A 16,062-nucleotide genomic window follows, 5' to 3' on the forward strand; every position below is an offset into this window, starting at 1 on the left:
GATAGTCCCTGCCGCGGGGAAGTCCTGTGTGAACCAGGCACGGTCCCGCCACTGTGAAGGTCCCGGCACGAGCCAGGCGACCGGAGTCAGATCACCGCGGCGGCGGATCAAGGTCCGAACCCTCGGCGTGGATACCGGGGAGTGAAGGGAAATGCGCTGTGTCACAAGCTGGTACCGGGTCCGAACCGGGATTTCCGTTCAGTGCGATCGTCGGTCAGGACACGCTTCGGCTCGCCCTGACCCTCTGCGCCGTGCACCCCGGCATCGGGGGAGTGCTCGTGCGCGGGGAGAAGGGCACCGCGAAGTCGACGGTGGTGCGCGCGCTGGCCGTGCTGCTGCCGCCCGTCGATGACGGCAACGGGGGCCGCCCCGCCCGGCTCGTCGAGCTGCCGGTCGGCGCCACCGAGGACCGGGTCGTCGGATCGCTTGACCTGGAGAAGGTGCTGCGGGACGGGGAGCGGGCCTTCCAGCCCGGACTGCTCGCCGCCGCCCATGACGGCGTGCTCTACGTCGACGAGGTCAACCTGCTGCACGACCACCTGGTGGACGTGCTGCTCGACGCCGCCGCGATGGGCCGCGTGCACATCGAGCGTGACGGCGTCTCGCACTCGCACCCCGCGCGGTTCGTGCTGGTCGGGACCATGAACCCGGAGGAGGGCGAGCTCCGCCCGCAGCTGTTGGACCGCTTCGGCCTTGCCGTGGACGTCGCGGCCTCCCGGGAGGTGGACGTGCGCATGCAAGTGGTGCGCCGCCGACTCGACTTCGAGGCCGACCCGGCCGGATTCGCCGCCCGGTACGCGGACGAGGACTCGGCCCTGGCCCGCCGCATCGCCGCGGCCAGGGCGGCCCTGCCCGCGGTCGAACTCAGCGACACCGAGCTGCGCCGTATCGCCGCGCTGTGCGCGTCGTTCGACGTGGACGGCATGCGCGCCGACCTGGTGCTGGCGCGCACCGCCACCGCGCACGCCGCCTGGCGCGGCGCGGATGCGGTCGCCGAGGAGGACGTGCGGATTGCCGCCGAGCTGACGCTGCCGCACCGGCGCCGCCGCGACCCGTTCGACGAGCCGGGCCTGGACCCGCAGCAGCTCGAGGACGCGATGAACGACGCCGCCGAGCAGGCGAACCAGCCGGAGCCGGAGCCCGAGCCGGACCCCGACGGCCCCGGCGGCGGCGCACCCGAGCCCGAGTCGGACGGGGCCTCCCCGCCCGCAGCCGACACCGAGGCGTCGGATGCCGAGCAGCCCGGCCCCGGCCGGGCCTCCGAACGCCGGGCCGCGGCACCGTCGGCCCAGTTCAAGACGCGCCTGCTGACCATCCCTGGCGTCGGCGAGGGCGCGCCCGGCAGGCGGTCGCGTTCGCGCTCCGCGCAGGGCCGGACCGTGCGACCCACCACCGAATCCGGCCGGGGTCTGCACCTGGTCGGCACCCTCTTCGCCGCCGCCGAGCACCAGGTCGCCCGCGGGCGCCTGGACGGACGGATGCTGTTGGCGCCCGGCGACATCCGCGGCGCGCACCGGGAGGGCAGGGAGGGCAACCTGGTGGTCTTCGTGGTCGACGCCTCCGGATCGATGGCCGCAAGGGACCGGCTCTCCGCGGTCACCGGCGCCGTCGTCTCGCTGCTGCGCGATGCCTATCAGCGCCGCGACAAGGTCGCGGTGATCACCGTGCGCGGCGCCTCCGCCGAACTGGTGCTGCCGCCGACCTCCTCCGTCGATGTTGCGGTGCGGCGGCTGCGCTCGCTGCGCACCGGCGGGAAAACCCCACTGGCGCAAGGATTCCTGAAGGCCCGCGAGGTGGTGCTCCGCGAGAAGGTGCGCGACCCCCAGCGTCGGGCGATGGTCGTCGCCCTGACCGACGGTCGCGCGACCGGCGGAACCGAGCCGGTGCACCGCGCCAAGGTTGCGGCGGGACTGCTCGCTGACACGTCGGTGGCCTCGGTGGTGGTGGACTGCGAGTCGGGGATGGTGCGGTTGGGCCTGGCCCGCGAGCTGGCCACCGCGTTGCGCGGCGCCCACGTCCGGCTCGGCGAGCTCTCGGCCGAGCAGGTCGCGGGCGTGGTCCGGGCCGGTACCTCGAAGTTCGCGGCCTGAGAAGGAGTAGACGATGCCCAAGGGAGTTCCCGACAATGTCCCCGACGACGGACTGACGACGCGACAGCGCCGCAACGCCGCGATTCTGGCCGTACACACCGGGCCGGGCAAGGGGAAGTCGACGGCGGCGTTCGGGATGGCGCTGCGCGCCTGGAACCAGGGCTTCGACATCGGGGTGTTCCAGTTCGTCAAGAGCGCGAAGTGGAAGGTCGGCGAGGAGTCGGCGTTCCGCGCGCTCGGCGAGCTGCACGAGTCCACCGGCGTCGGCGGCCCCGTGCAGTGGCACAAGATGGGTGAGGGCTGGTCCTGGACCCGCAAGAAGGGCGAGGACGAGGACCACGCCCGCGTCGCGTTGGACGGCTGGCGCGAGGTGGCCCGCCGAATCGCTGGCGAGGAGCACAAGTTCTACGTCCTCGACGAGTTCACCTACCCGCTCAAGTGGGGCTGGGTGGACGTCGACGAGGTGGTGGACGTGCTGCGCGCCCGACCGGGCAACCAGCACGTGGTGATCACCGGCAGGGACGCGCCGCAGGCGCTGATCGACGCGGCCGACCTGGTCACCGAGATGACCAAGATCAAGCACCCGATGGACGCGGGCCGCAAGGGCCAGCGGGGCATCGAGTGGTGAACACTGTTCCATCGGTGGTCATCGCCGCGCCCGCGTCGGGCAGTGGAAAGACCACCGTCGCAACGGGTCTGATCGGCGCGCTGCGCGCGGCGGGCGACCGGGTGGCGCCGTTCAAGGTTGGCCCGGACTACATCGACCCGGGCTACCACGGCCTGGCGGCCGGGCGGGTAGGGCGCAACCTCGACCCGGTACTTGTCGGCGCCGACCGGATTGGCCCGCTGTACCGGCACGGCAGCGCGGGCTGCGACATCGCCGTCGTCGAGGGCGTGATGGGCCTGTTCGACGGCAAGATCGACGAGACGATGCCCGACGGCGGCGCCGAGGGGTCGACGGCCCAGGTCGCCGGGCTGCTCGGGGCGCCGGTGGTGCTGGTCGTCGACGCCCGCGGGCACAGCCAGTCGCTGGCCGCGGTGCTGCACGGCTTCGCGACCTTCGACAGCGCCGTCCGGATCGGCGGGGTGATCCTGAACCGGGTCGGCAGCGAGCGGCACGAGCAGGTCCTGCGCCAGGCCTGCGATCGTGTCGGGGTGCCGGTGCTCGGGGTGGTGCCCAGGCTCGCCGAGCTGGCGGTGCCGTCGCGTCACCTCGGCCTGATCACCGCCGTCGAGCACGGCCGGGCAGCCACCGACGCGGTGGACGCGATGACCGCGCTCATCGCCCAGCACGTCGACCTCGCGGCGGTGCGGGCGCTGGCCCGCTCGAGCGTCGACGCGCCGGTCTGGAACGCCGCCGACGAGGTAGGCGCGAGCGACGACTCCGGGCCGGCCCCGGTGGTCGCGCTGGCGGGCGGCTCGGCCTTCACCTTCGGCTATGCCGAGCACCGAGAGCTGCTCGAGGCCGCAGGCGCGCGGGTGCGCACCTTCGACCCGGCCGCCGACCAGCTGCCCGACGACGCCGCGGCGCTGGTGCTGCCCGGCGGCTTCCCGGAGGAGCACGCGCCCGATCTGGCCGCGAACGTCGCGCTGCTCACCACCGTCCGCGAGCTGGCGCGCCGCGGGATGCCGATCCACGCCGAATGCGCGGGGCTGCTGTACCTGGCGCGCCGCCTGGACGGGCACCCGATGGCGGGGGTGATCGGGGTGGACGCGGAGTTCGGCCGCGCGCTGACGCTCGGCTACCGCGAGGCCGTCGCCCTGGGGGAGTCGGTGCTGTTCGAGCAGGGCGAGCGGGTGGTCGGTCACGAGTTCCATCGGACCCGGCTCGAGTCCGCGTCCGTCGACGGCTGGGCCCCGGCCTGGGGCTGGCGGGCGGCGGGGGCGTCTGCAAGGGAGGGCTTCGCGGGCGGCGGCGTGCACGCCTCGTACCTGCACACCCACCCCGCGGGAAACCCGGCCTCGGTACGCCGGTTCGTCTCCGCGGCAAGAGTTTTCGAGGCCGCGAATGGGTGAACTGGTGGTGGGCATCGGTGCCCGCGACGGGGTGGACCCGGACACCGTGCTGGCCGCGATCAGCGCGGTCATCGACGACCCGACCGAGCTGTACGCACTGGCCACCCTCGAGCGCAAGGCCACCGAGTCGTCGATCGCCATCGCGGCGGCCGAGCTGGGCGTGCCGGTGCTCGGGTTCACGGCCGACGAGCTCTCGTCCGTGGACGTGCCGACGCCGTCCGGGCGGGTCTCGGCCGAGGTCGGGACCCCGAGCGTGGCCGAGGCGGCCGCGGTCCTCGGGTCTGGCGGCGGGGACCTGCTGGTGCGCAAGCGAGCCCAAAATGGCGTCACAGTGGCCGTCGCCCGTAATGTTTGGTAGCCCCGTGAGTCCTTTTGGCCCGCGTAGGGACCAGAAGGACTCACAGGCGAAGCCTATGAAGGAGAGCGCAGTGCCAGCAGCGGCCGGAGACGAGCACAACTACCTCGTAGGGCTCAACCTGACCGATCGACGGGTGGTCGTCGTGGGCGGCGGCACCGTCGCGCAGCGGCGCCTCGGCCTGCTCGTCGCCTCCGGGGCGCGGGTGCACGTGGTCAGCCGCGCCGTCACCCCCGCCGTCGAGGCGATGGCCACCGGCGGCCAGATCACCCTCGACCTGCGCGCGTACGTCGACGGTGACCTCGATGGCGCCTGGTACGCCATCGCCTGCACCGACGAGCCGGAAACCAACGCGGCCGTCGTCGCCGAGGCGGAGCGGGGCCGCGTCTTCTGCGTGCGCGCCGACAGCGCCCGCAACGGGACGGCGGTCACCCCTGCGAGCGCGTCCTTCGACGGGCTCGAGCTCGGCGTGCTGGCAGGCGGCGATCACCGCCGCTCGGCCGCGGTGCGCACCGCGCTGGTCGAGGCCCTGCAGTCCGGCGGCGTCGTGGACGTCGCCGAGCCGCACGTGCCCGGCGTCGCGCTGGTCGGCGGCGGACCCGGTGACCCGGACCTGATCACCGTCCGCGGCCGCCGGCTGCTGGCCCGCGCCGACGTCGTGGTGGCGGACCGGCTGGCTCCGCCCGAGCTGCTCGCCGAGCTCGGCCCCCAGGTGGAGGTCATCGACGCGGCGAAGATCCCGTACGGCCGCGCGATGGCGCAGGAGGCGATCAACGCCGCGCTGATCGACGGCTACAAGGCGGGCAAGTTCGTGGTCCGGCTCAAGGGCGGCGACCCGTACGTGTTCGGCCGCGGCTTCGAGGAGCTGCAGGCCTGCGCGGCGGCAGGCGTGCCGGTCACCGTTGTGCCGGGCATCACCAGCGCGATCGCGGTGCCGTCGGCGGCCGGGATCCCGGTGACCCACCGAGGCGTCACCCACGAGTTCGTGGTCGTCAGCGGGCACGTGGCGCCCGACCACCCCGATTCGCTGACCGACTGGTCGGCGCTGGCGCGGCTGCGCGGCACCCTGGTGATCCTGATGGGCGTCGAGCGGATCGAGAAGTTCGCCGCCGTACTCACCGAGGGCGGCAGGCCGGCCGAGACGCCGGTGACGGTGGTCCAGGAGGGCACCACCCGCTCGCAGCGGGTGCTGCGGGCCGACCTGGCGACCGTCGCGGCCCGGGTCCGAGAGGAGAACATCCGGCCGCCCGCGATCATCGTGATCGGGCCGGTCGCGGGCCTGACCGTCGACGCGCAGTAACCTGGGCGACCGTGCCTGACTCCATCGCAGTGAAGTACCCCGTGACCACGAGGGCGTTCGGTCTCGCGATCGTCGTCCTGGGTGGAATGCAGCTGATGATGGTGCTCGACGGCACCGTCGCATCGCTGGCCCTGGCCCGGATCCAGGAGGACCTCGACCTGAGCGACTCCGGCCGGAACTGGGTGATCACCTCCTACGCGCTGACCTTCGGCGGCCTGATGCTCCTCGGTGGCCGGCTCGGTGACGCGTTCGGCCGCAAGCGGGTCTTCATCGGCGGCGTGGTGCTGTTCACGGTGGCCTCGCTGTTCTGCGGGCTCGCGACCGGCGAGGTCACGCTGATCGCGGCGCGCGCGCTGCAGGGCGTCGGCGCGGCGATCGCGTCACCGACCGCGCTTGCCCTGGTGGCGACGACGTTCGCGCCCGGCCCGGTCCGCAACCAGGCGATCGCGATCTTCGCCGCCATGACCGGCATCGGTTCGGTGACCGGGCTGATCGTCGGCGGTGCGCTGACCGAGGTGTCCTGGCGCTGGATCTTCCTGATCAACGTGCCCATCGGCCTCGTCATCATCGCCCTCGCGTTCCGCTCGCTGGTGGAGACCGGCGCCGAGCGGCTCAAGCTCGACGTGCCGGGCGCGGTGCTCGCGACGCTGGGCTGCACGGGTGTGGTCTTCGGGTTCACCGAGGGTGCGGAGATGGGCTGGACGAGCCCGGCGGTCGTCGCGGCGCTCGTCGGCGGACTCGTGTTGCTGGCGGCCTTCCTGATGGTCGAGCGGAGGGCGGAGAACCCGCTGCTGCCGTTCTCGCTGTTCCGCAACCGGAACCGGGTGGCCACCTTCATCGCGATCGCGCTCGTCGGCGCGGTGATGTTCAGCCTGGCCCCGTTCGTCGCGCTGTTCGTGCAGGACGTGCTCGGTTACAGCCCGCTCGACGCTGGACTGGCGTTCGTGCCGTTCGCGTTCGGCCTCGGCGCCGCGGCGTTCGTGGCGTCCAAGCTCGCGGTCCGTGTGCAGCCCCGGTGGCTGATCCTCGTCGGCACCGTCCTGACCGCGTTGGGCCTGCTGTACGGGTCGACGCTGGACACGTCGGCGACGTACATGGGGAACCTGTTCGTGCTGGTGGTCGGTGTCGGGTTCGGCGTCGGTCTCGCGGTCGTCCCGCTGCCGCTGTGCGCGATCGCGGGCGTCGGGCCGCAGGAGATCGGCCCGCTGTCCGCGATCGCCCAGGTGGCGCAGGTGCTGTTCGGTCCGATCGGGCTGGCGATCGTCGGGGCGATGGCGACGTCGCGGACGCTCTCGCTCGGCGGTACCTCCGGGGTGGCGGCGAACATGAACGCGGACCAGTTGTCCGCGCTCAGCGAGGGCTACACCTTCGCCCTGTTCGGCTGCGCGATCTTCGCCGCGCTGGCCGCCATCGTGGCCCTGTTCATCCGGTTCACCCCAGAGCAGGTCGCCCAGGCGCAGGCCGCGGAAAAGGCCGCGCAGGAGGCGTAGCGGAGCCGCGTCGGACATGCAGAAAGGTCTGGCCTTCGCTCCGAGGAGCGAAGGCCAGACCTTTTTCTGGTGGCGCGTGGTTCAGTTTCGGATCTGACGAGACTCAGGACTTGAAGGTGACGGGGGTCTTGGTGTCCTGGGTGCGGTCAGCCGAGCCGTGTGCGGCGACGGTGTAGATCGAGCAGGTGTTCTGGAGGCAGTCGGAGGTGCCGGCGATCGCGGCGACGTCGATGGTGGCGGTCCAGGCGCCTGCGACGATGTCGGTGGTCTTGAGCCACTTGGTGGTCATCCACGAGGCGGCGTCGGTGGTGGAGAACTTGTTGTCCTGGGCGAGGCCGACGTAGAGGCCTGCGCCTTCGCCGGAGAATCCGGTGCCCGAGACTGTGATGGTCTCACCGGCCGCCGTGAGGTCGGTGGCCTTCGACAGGGAGACCAGCGGGGCCGGCTCTTCCGTCCCCGGCTCTTCGGGCTCCGGGGCACTGGAACCGAGCGACCCGGTGTCGAGGCCGAACGGCAGGGTGATCGCTCCTGCGACGCCGACCGGCATCGTGCAAGCGATCGTGGTGGCAACCGCAGCGATCGCAACCTTGTTAAACGTGCGCATGTTCCTGCTTTCTTGTGTGAGCCATGACGGCCAGTTATCGGAGTAGAACTTAGGGAAAGCCAACCTTTGGCAGGACCGAACAGCGGATGAATCCGCAGGTCAAGGAGGGTTTGGAGGGATGCTGTATCAGCTCCGGCGACGCATCGCTAAGGTCGTCCCCGCCGCAATGCCGGCTCCGACGACACCGCCAATCAGGAGCGGGGCTATCCAGGCGGGGCTGTCCGTGAACGTGCTGGAGAGGTTGCGGAGCGCAGAGGAGGCGTTGGAGCCGCCCGACGACGATCCTCCGCCGGCCGCGGCCTCGGCTGCGGCCAGGGCGGCGGCCTCGGCTGCGGCGCTCTCCGGGTTGTCGCCGAAGCTGACCGGCGTCTGACTGTCCTGACTCCGGTCGCTCGAGCCGTGCGCGGCAATCGTGTAGACCGAGCAGGCGTTCTTGGTGCAGTCGGAGGCGCCCTTGATGGCCATCACCTCCATCGTGGTTGACCAGGCGCCGTCGACGATCTTGTTCGGCGTGATGAATGCCGTGGTCATCCAGGCCCCCGCGTCGGTGGTGGAGAACTTGTCATCCTGGATGAGGCCGGTGTAGATGCCGGGGCCGCTGCTGGAGAATCCGGTGCCTGAGATGGTGATCGTGTCGCCGGCGACCTTGAGGCCGCTTGTCTTCGACAGGGTCACTGTCACGGAGTTTCCTTCGCCCACCTTGCCCTTGACCGCTGCTGCGGCGGTGCCGCCCGCCCCGCTCGCCGTGTTGTTGAATGCGGGATTGATCGCCCGTGTGCTGGTCGTGTCCGGTGCGACGCCGCCGACGAAGCCAACCGGGGTGCGGGAGTCCTGGCTGCGATCGCTCGAGCCGTGCGCGGCGACGGTGTAGATCGAGCAGGTGTTCTTGAGGCAGTCGAAGTTTCCAACGAGGGCGGGGAGCTGCATGCTGGTGGACCAGTTGCCGCCGGGGATTGCCTCTGGCTTGAGGAAGGCGGTCGTCATCCACGCCGCGGCGTCGACGGCGGAGAAGGCGCTGTCCTGGACGAGGCCGACGTAGAGGCCCGGCGCTGCTCCGGAGAACCCGGAGCCGGAAATGGTGACCGTCTCGCCAGCCGGGTCGAGGTTGGTGTTCTTGGACAGCGTCACCGACAGGTTGGGGTTGGTGGTCAGTGTGCCGCCGCCGGTGCCGGTCCCGGTGCCCGTGCCCGTGCCGGTGTCGGTGCCGCCGCCACCGGTGCTGGTGCCCGTTCCGGTGCCGGTGCCCGTGCCCGTGCCGGTCCCGCCGCCGGTTCCGGTGCCGGCCGAGCCGGTGAAGGAGATTCGTGTGGACGTGTCCTGGCTGCGGTCGGACGACCCGTGGGCGGCCAGGGTGTAGATGGCACAGGCATTGGCGATGCAGTCACTACCGGCGAACGTGGACGAAACGTTGAGCGACTTCGACCAGTTGCCGCCCGGCATCTCGGAGGGCTTGATGAACTTCGCGTCCTGGAAGACCGAGGCGTCGGTCACCGAGTACCTGTTCATCTGGGCGATACCGATGTAGATGCCCGGCCCCGAGGTCGAGAAGCCGCGGCCCGTGACGGTGATCGTGTCTCCGGCAGCGTTGAGTCCGCTGGTCCGGTCGGCGTTCACGCTGGGCCCGTTGCCCGATGGTGGTGCCGTCGTGGTGGTTGGCGGCACCGTGGTGGTGGTGGGCGGCTTGGTGGTGGTGGGCGGCTTAGTGGTGGTCGTCGGGGGCTTGGTGGTGGTGGGCGGCTTGGTGTTGGTGGGCGGTGCCGTGGTGGTGGTCGGCGGCTTGGTGGTGGTCGTCGGCGGCACCGTTGTCGTCGTGGTCGTGGTCGTGGTCGTGGTCGGAGGCACGGTGGTGGTGGTCGGGGGCTTGGTCGTGGTCGTCGGCGGCACCGTTGTCGTCGTGGTCGTCGGCACCGTGGTGGTCGTGGTCGGCGGCACCGTGGTGGTCGTCGTCGGCGGCACGGTGGTGGTGGGCGGCGGCGTCGTGGTCGTCGGGGGAGCCACCGCGGCGAAGGTCACCGAGGTCTGGGTGTCCTGGCTGCGGTCTGCCGAGCCGTGTGCGGCGACGGTGTAGATCGAGCAGGAGTTCTCGGTGCAATCCGACGCACCCTTGACGGCCATCACCTGGACCGAGGTCGACCAGGTGCCGCCGGTGATCTGGCTCGGCCGGATGAACACGGTGGATATCCATGCCTCGGCGTTGGTGGTGGAGAACCTGTTGTCCTGGGCGAGACCGACATAGATGCCGGGGTCGCTGCCGGAGAAACCGCTTCCCGAGACGGTGATGGTCTCGCCGTCCACGTTCAGGCCGGTCGTCTTGCCGACGGAAGTAACCGGAGGGCCGGAGATGGCTTGGACGGCAGTGTTGCTGTCGCCGGAGGTTTCGGGGCTGGCAATGGCGATGCCTGCCGGCGTCATCAATGCCATGGCGACCGCCGTGGTCGTGAATGCGGCCCTGCCTAACGCGCGCATCTTCCTTCTTCCTGGTCATCGCCGCAGGTCACGGCGCCGTGAGGACGGCAAAAGTAGTAGTGAGGTTAGCCTACGATTGGCTAGGTTAGGCTAAGGTACCTGATTGGGGTGTCCAATTGGTGAGCCAGGATTTTCGGGCGTTGCCCAGCTATCCGCCCAGCGGGTAATTCGCTCGCCGATGCCGCGGCGGCGCAGGTAGCGTCGGCTCGGTGCTGCTCACACTCACCGCGACCGCGACCACGACCGGCGATTTCCCGGACGCATCCGACCTCGGCTACCTCCTGCACAAGCACCCCGATCGGGTGCAGACCTTCGAGTTGTCGGTGGGCACCGCGACGGTGCTCTACCCGGAGTCGTCACGGTCGCGTTGCACCGTGGCGATGATCCTCGAGGTCGATCCCATCGACCTGGCGCGGAGCAAGTTTCGAAGTGGCAGTGACGGTTTCGCGCTGGGGCAGTACGTCAACGATCGACCGTACGCCGGGTCGTCGATGCTGGCTGTCGCCATCTCGCGGGTGTTCAAATCCGCCCTCGCGGGGACGCTCGCGTCGCGCCCCGACCTTCCCCTGACGGCCTTGCCGCTGCGCGTCACCATTCCGGCGATGCCGGCCAGAGGCGGCGCCGACCTGCCGGGCCGGCTCTTCGGGCCGCTCGGCTGGGATGTCATCGCCGAGCCCCTGCCCCTGGACGAGTCACTTCCGCAGTGGGGTGACTCGGCATATGTCAGCCTGAATCTGGCTGGCACGCTGACGCTTTCCGAGGCGCTGCGTCACCTGTACGTCCTGCTGCCGGTGCTCGATGACGTCAAGCACTACTGGGTTGGTGAGGAGGAGGCCGACAAGCTGGTTCGGATGGCGGGGGAGTGGCTGGCCGGACATCCGGAATCCGCGTTGATCGCGTCCAGGTACCTGGCACACCGGCGCGAGCTGGTTGAAGCGGTGGTCGATCGCCTGGCCGAGGACACCGACACCGATGTCGACGAGACGCCGGTGGTCAACCCCAGCCTCGCTCAGACGCGTCGCGAGGTGGTCCTGTCCACCCTCGAGAGCGTGGGAGCGGCACGGGTGGTCGACCTGGGCTGTGGTGAGGGACGGTTGCTGCAGGAGATGCTCGCCCGACCGGCCTTCACCGAGATTGTGGGTGTCGACGTCAGCGACAGCGCATTGCGCAAGGCCGAGCGTCGTCTGAACATCGCCGATCTGTCGGACCGTCAGCGGGAGCGGATCGCGGTGCTGCAGTCGTCGGCCACGTACCGGGATCCGCGGCTGCGCGGATTCGATGCGGTGGTCCTGATGGAGGTCATCGAGCATGTCGACGAGCCCCGCCTGCCCGCGCTTGTGCGGTCGGTGTTCGATGACATGCGGCCGCGGGTGGTGTTGGTGACGACGCCCAACTCCGAATACAACGTGCTGTATCCGGATCTCGAGGCGGGTGTGTTTCGGCACCCGGATCACCGTTTCGAGTTCAGCCGAACGCAGTTCGAGGCCTGGGCCGGTGAGATCACGTCCGCGCACGGCTACGACGTGGGCTTCACGGGGATCGGCGACCTCGACGAGACCCATGGCGCGCCAACGCAGATGGCCATCTTTACCCGCAGGGAGGTGTCGGCATGAGTGTTCTCGAAATTCCGGAACCGTCGCTGGTCGTGCTCATCGGGATCAGCGGGTCCGGGAAGTCGACCTTCGCCGCCGAGCACTTCGGCGAGTACGAGGTGATCTCCAGCGATCACTGTCGCGGATTGGTCAGCGACGACCCGAATTCGAAGGAAGCCACCGCCGACGCGTTCGACGTCCTCGAGTTCATCGCGACCAAGCGACTGCGCGCCGGGAAGCTGACCGTTGTGGACGCGACAAGCGTTCAGCCGGCGGCCCGCAAGAAACTGATCGACCTTGCCCGCTCTCGGGATGTGCTGCCGGTGGCGATCGTGCTGAACCTGCCGGAACCGGTGTGCGCCGAGCGCAATGCCGCCCGCGGGGACCGGGCGTTCGACCGCAGTGTCCTGCGTCGCCAGCACCAGCAACTCTCGCGATCGATGCGCGGGCTGGCACGCGAGGGCTTCCGCACCGTCCACGTCCTGGACGGGGTCGAGGACGTGGAGTCGGCGCGGATCGTCCGACAGCCACTTCGCAGCGACCGACGCGAACTGCACGGGCCGTTCGACGTGATCGGCGACATCCACGGTTGCCTCGGCGAGCTCGAAACACTGTTGGGTGTATTGGGATACACGGTGGTCCGTGACGATCAGGGTCGGGCCGTCGACGCGGTTCCGCCTGCGGGGCGAACCGCGCTCTTCGTTGGCGATTACGTCGACCGGGGACCCGACTCGCCCGGCGTGTTGCGGCTGGTCATGGGCATGATCGCCGCTGAGCACGCGCTCGGCGTCCCGGGAAACCACGAGAACAAACTGGTCAAGGCGCTGCGGGGCAAAAAGGTCAGCGCCACACACGGTCTCGAGCGAACCCTCGAGCAGTTGGCGGCAGAGTCGGAACAGTTCCGCCGCGAGGTCGCCGACTTCTGCGACGGACTGGTCGCACACCTGGTGCTGGACGACGGACGTCTGGTCGTCGCGCACGCCGGACTCAAGGAGGAGTACCACAACCGGGCTTCGGGCCGCGTGCGCAGTTTCGCGCTGTATGGCGAGACGACCGGTGAGACAGACGAGTTCGGCTTTCCTGTTCGTTACCCCTGGGCAGAGGACTACCGGGGCGACGCCGTGGTGCTCTATGGGCACACGCCGGTGCCCGATGTGCGGTGGATCAACAACACGGCCTGCCTGGACACCGGGTGCGTCTTCGGCGGTGCGCTCACGGCGATGCGGTACCCGGAGCGCGAGGTGGTGTCGGTGCCGGCGGAGCGTGAATGGTATCCGCCGGTGAAGCCATTGAACCTGCCCGAGCCGGACCCGCAAGCCCTCGACATCGACGACATCCTCGGCGTCGGGGGAGTGGACACATCGACACGCGGCCGAATCAGCGTCCGGCCGGAGAACGCGGCGGGCGCCCTGGAGGTGATGAGCCGGTACGCGGTCGCCCCGCAGTGGCTGAGCTACCTGCCGCCGACGATGGCGCCCTGTGCGACGTCGTCGGTGCCAGGCCTACTCGAGCACCCAACCGAGGCCTTCGCCGCGTATCGAAAAGCCAATGTGGACATGGTGATCTGCGAAGAGAAGCACATGGGATCGCGGGCGGTCGCGCTGGTGTGCCGCGACAAGTCGGTGGCCGCCGCGAGGTTCGGCGTCACCGATGGTCTGTCCGGGATGGTGCACACCCGGACCGGGCGGCGCATGTTCGACGAGTCGCAGACCGAGCTACTGGTCACCCGGATCGCGGAGGCAGTCGGGGCTGCCGGGCTGTGGGAGGAACTGGGCACCGACTGGATCCTGCTCGACGCAGAACTGCTGCCGTGGTCGGCGAAATCGGAGGGACTTCTGCGATCGCAGTACGCCGCAGTGGGTGCAGCCGCGCGGGCAGACCTCGGTGCTCAGCAGTCGCTGCTGGAGACTGCGGCGGAGCGTGGTCTGGACGTCGCGGATCTCCTCGATCGGGTGAACAGCAAGGCCGACGATGTTGAGCGCTACACCGATGCCTACCGGCGATACGTCTGGCCGACCGTCGGCCTGGACGGTGTGCGGTTGGCGCCGTTCCAGGTGTTGGCAACCGAGGGCGCCGGCCACAGCGATCGCGATCACGGGTGGCACCTGGCGGTCGCGGACCGGCTGGTGGAGGCGGCGCCGACTCTGTTTGCCACGACGCGTCGGATCGTCGTCGATCTGGCGTCAACCGAGTCGGAGGCGGCCGGGATCGGGTGGTGGGAGGCACTGACGGCCGGCGGCGGCGAGGGCATGGTGGTCAAACCGCTCGCCAACGGGGCGCAGGGTGGTTCTCGTCGAGTTCAGCCCGGTATCAAGGTGCGGGGACGGGAGTACCTGCGACTCATCTACGGCCCGCACTACGCCGAACCGGAGAACCTCGACAGGTTGAGGAGTCGGAGCCTCGGCCACAAGCAGTCGATGGCGCTGCGCGAGTATGCCCTCGGCATCGAGGCCATCGACCGACTGGTGAAGGCCGATCCGCTGTGGCGGGTCCACCAGGCGGTCTTCGCGGTGCTCGCCCTCGAGTCCGAGCCGGTCGATCCCCGGCTGTAGGCGGGCTGGGCAGGCCTAGACGCAGCGCAGACCGGCTGCGGCCGAGTGTGTTTCGGCCGCAACCGGTCTGGTGGTTGGGTGCGGGTATGTGGGTCAGGCTACTGGGTGGAGATCGCGCCGGTTGTGGGCCGGCCGGGGTCTTCGCAGCGGGTCCAGCCATGCGGGTGGGGTGAACCATGGGTGGCCGTCGTCGCCGATTTTCACGTCCCAGTGGTTTTTGTGGATGAGGGTGTGGTGCTTGCGGCACAGGAGCACGAGGTTCGACAGGGCGGTGGGTCCGCCTTTCGCCCAGTGCCAAATATGGTGTGCATCGGTCCATTCGGCGGGGCGGCCGCAGCCAGGGAAGGCGCATCCGCAGTCTCGTGCGACGAGTGCTTTGCGGATTTTCGTTGGGATGATGCGGGTGGTGGTGCCGACGTCGAGTGGGGTCCCGTTGCTGTCGACGATGATTGCGGTGGCCATGGCGTCGCAGGACAGTCGGGCGGCGACTGTGGGGGAGATCGGTCCGAGCCAGGGCATGGCGGCGTCTGCTCGGCGGTGTTGCGGCTGTGCGGGCCTGCAGTCGGCGCACCGGGTGCCGTACTGGCGGTCGCTGCCGTCCTTGTGGTGGTTCCAGTCCTCGCAGGCGGTGCCGTGTTCGGCGGGTCTGGTGTGGCCGGGCCCGGATGCGGCGGTGGAGTGGTAGTCCCAGCCGTTTTTGCCCCAGGGTCCGGTCGCGGGGGCCTGTGTTGACGCGGATACTGCCGCGACGAGGGCGTCGAAGTCGATGGTGATGGTGACGTGGGGTCGTTCGCCGTTTTCGGTGGGGCCGCGTCCGGCGTTGAGGTGTCCGCGGACGATGTCTTCGAGGGCGTCGGCGCGCCGCTTCGGTGCGCGGCGGGGGTCTCGGGTGGGGTTGCCGTTGTCGTCGGTGGTGGGGCGGGGCTTGGACAGTCCGGAGAGGGCGGTGGTGATCGCTTCGCCGGTTTCGGCGTCGAAGGTGCCTTTGAGGTGGAGGCGTCCGCCGAGGGTGGTGGAGGCGTAGAGCTCGTTGAGCTCGGGGTTTTCGCCGTCGGGTGGTGTGTCGCCGTCTCGTTCGAAGAGTATTTCCAGGGCGCGGGCTCGTTGGCGTAGCTGGTGGGGGTCTTCGAGTTGCGCGGCGATCAGGAGGTAGGCCTCGCAGTCGTCGGGGCGTGCGCTCATCGGGTCGGGGTGATCCCAGTCGGTGGGGGCGTCGTCCGGGTCGAGGTCTTTGGTGAGGATGGCGAGTCGGGTGAGGAACTTTGTGATGACCTGGGCGTGGCCGAGGGCGATGTTGCCGGAGTCCAGCAGGGCAGTCATCTGTGGGTGTTGGGGCAGTTCGCGTCCGATGTGGACGATCGTGCGTGCCTGCGCGGGGAGCATTCGGGTGGTTCCGGCGAGCCAGCTGGGGGTGTCGGCTGCGCCGACGTGTTCGGGTAGGGCTCGCTGGTCGGCTTCGTGGACGAGGCGCAGTCGTAGTGCTTCGAGCTTGAGGATTGCGGTGGAGAGTTGGGGGACTGCCGCGAGGAGGTCGGTTTCGTCGAGTCGCCATGCGTCGACCGTGTCGGGGTCGGTGAGCATCTCGGCGAGGTTCACG

The 16,062-nt window shown here is 69.9% G+C and carries 11 protein-coding genes and 1 riboswitch; of the genes, 8 read left to right on the forward strand and 3 right to left on the reverse strand.

Annotated elements, in window-relative coordinates; translation table 11 throughout:
- The first annotated feature begins 16 nt into the window (after nt 1–16).
- Nucleotides 17–82: riboswitch (cobalamin riboswitch) on the forward strand.
- Between the two features lie 76 nt (nt 83–158).
- The 6 genes from ACFXMV_RS13780 to ACFXMV_RS13805 all read left to right on the forward strand — a co-directional run bounded on the left by ACFXMV_RS13780 (nt 159) and on the right by ACFXMV_RS13805 (nt 7,251).
- Nucleotides 159–2,090 (forward strand): magnesium chelatase subunit D family protein, encoded by a 1,932-nt coding sequence (locus tag ACFXMV_RS13780; protein ID WP_378503398.1) that lies wholly within the window; start codon nt 159–161, stop codon nt 2,088–2,090.
- 13 nt (nt 2,091–2,103) lie between these two features.
- The gene (gene cobO / locus ACFXMV_RS13785; protein WP_378500378.1) at nt 2,104–2,718 is read left to right on the forward strand and encodes a cob(I)yrinic acid a,c-diamide adenosyltransferase; all 615 of its coding nucleotides are present in this window, start codon (nt 2,104–2,106) and stop codon (nt 2,716–2,718) included.
- Entirely contained in the window at nt 2,712–4,106 is a 1,395-nt protein-coding gene (locus ACFXMV_RS13790) for a cobyrinate a,c-diamide synthase (protein ID WP_378503397.1), read from the forward strand. Before cobO ends, ACFXMV_RS13790 begins: the two co-directional genes overlap by 7 nt.
- Nucleotides 4,099–4,464 carry a cobalamin biosynthesis protein gene (locus ACFXMV_RS13795; protein WP_378500377.1) on the forward strand — a complete coding sequence of 122 codons (366 nt, stop codon included), beginning with the start codon at nt 4,099–4,101 and terminating at the stop codon, nt 4,462–4,464. Before ACFXMV_RS13790 ends, ACFXMV_RS13795 begins: the two co-directional genes overlap by 8 nt.
- 70 nt (nt 4,465–4,534) lie before the next feature.
- Entirely contained in the window at nt 4,535–5,761 is a 1,227-nt protein-coding gene (gene cobA / locus ACFXMV_RS13800) for a uroporphyrinogen-III C-methyltransferase (RefSeq protein ID WP_378500376.1), read from the forward strand.
- Between the two features lie 11 nt (nt 5,762–5,772).
- Nucleotides 5,773–7,251, forward strand: coding sequence for an MFS transporter (locus ACFXMV_RS13805; protein ID WP_378503396.1), 1,479 nt, complete (start codon nt 5,773–5,775; stop codon nt 7,249–7,251).
- A gap of 103 nt (nt 7,252–7,354) precedes the next feature.
- Here ACFXMV_RS13805 and ACFXMV_RS13810 read toward each other — a convergent pair whose 3' ends face one another.
- Both ACFXMV_RS13810 and ACFXMV_RS13815 read right to left on the reverse strand, forming a co-directional pair.
- Complete coding sequence (locus ACFXMV_RS13810) at nt 7,355–7,855, reverse strand: hypothetical protein (protein WP_378502478.1); 501 nt, start codon at nt 7,853–7,855, stop codon at nt 7,355–7,357.
- A 126-nt stretch (nt 7,856–7,981) separates the two neighbouring features.
- Complete coding sequence (locus tag ACFXMV_RS13815; protein ID WP_378503395.1) at nt 7,982–10,276, reverse strand: hypothetical protein; 2,295 nt, start codon at nt 10,274–10,276, stop codon at nt 7,982–7,984.
- Nucleotides 10,277–10,530: 254 nt separating this feature from the next.
- Between ACFXMV_RS13815 and ACFXMV_RS13820 the strand changes: the two genes are divergently transcribed.
- Nucleotides 10,531–11,934, forward strand: a complete 1,404-nt coding sequence (locus ACFXMV_RS13820; RefSeq protein ID WP_378502263.1) for a 3' terminal RNA ribose 2'-O-methyltransferase Hen1 — start codon at nt 10,531–10,533, stop codon at nt 11,932–11,934.
- Entirely contained in the window at nt 11,931–14,465 is a 2,535-nt protein-coding gene (locus ACFXMV_RS13825; RefSeq protein ID WP_378503394.1) for a polynucleotide kinase-phosphatase, read from the forward strand. Before ACFXMV_RS13820 ends, ACFXMV_RS13825 begins: the two co-directional genes overlap by 4 nt.
- 93 nt (nt 14,466–14,558) lie before the next feature.
- Here ACFXMV_RS13825 and ACFXMV_RS13830 read toward each other — a convergent pair whose 3' ends face one another.
- Nucleotides 14,559–16,061, reverse strand: coding sequence for a DUF222 domain-containing protein (locus ACFXMV_RS13830; protein WP_378503393.1), 1,503 nt, complete (start codon nt 16,059–16,061; stop codon nt 14,559–14,561).
- Nucleotide 16,062: the final 1 nt, after the last annotated feature.

The sequence above is a fragment of the Rhodococcus sp. NPDC059179 genome (assembly GCF_042754885.1).
In the GTDB taxonomy this organism is placed as follows: domain Bacteria; phylum Actinomycetota; class Actinomycetes; order Mycobacteriales; family Mycobacteriaceae; genus Rhodococcus_G.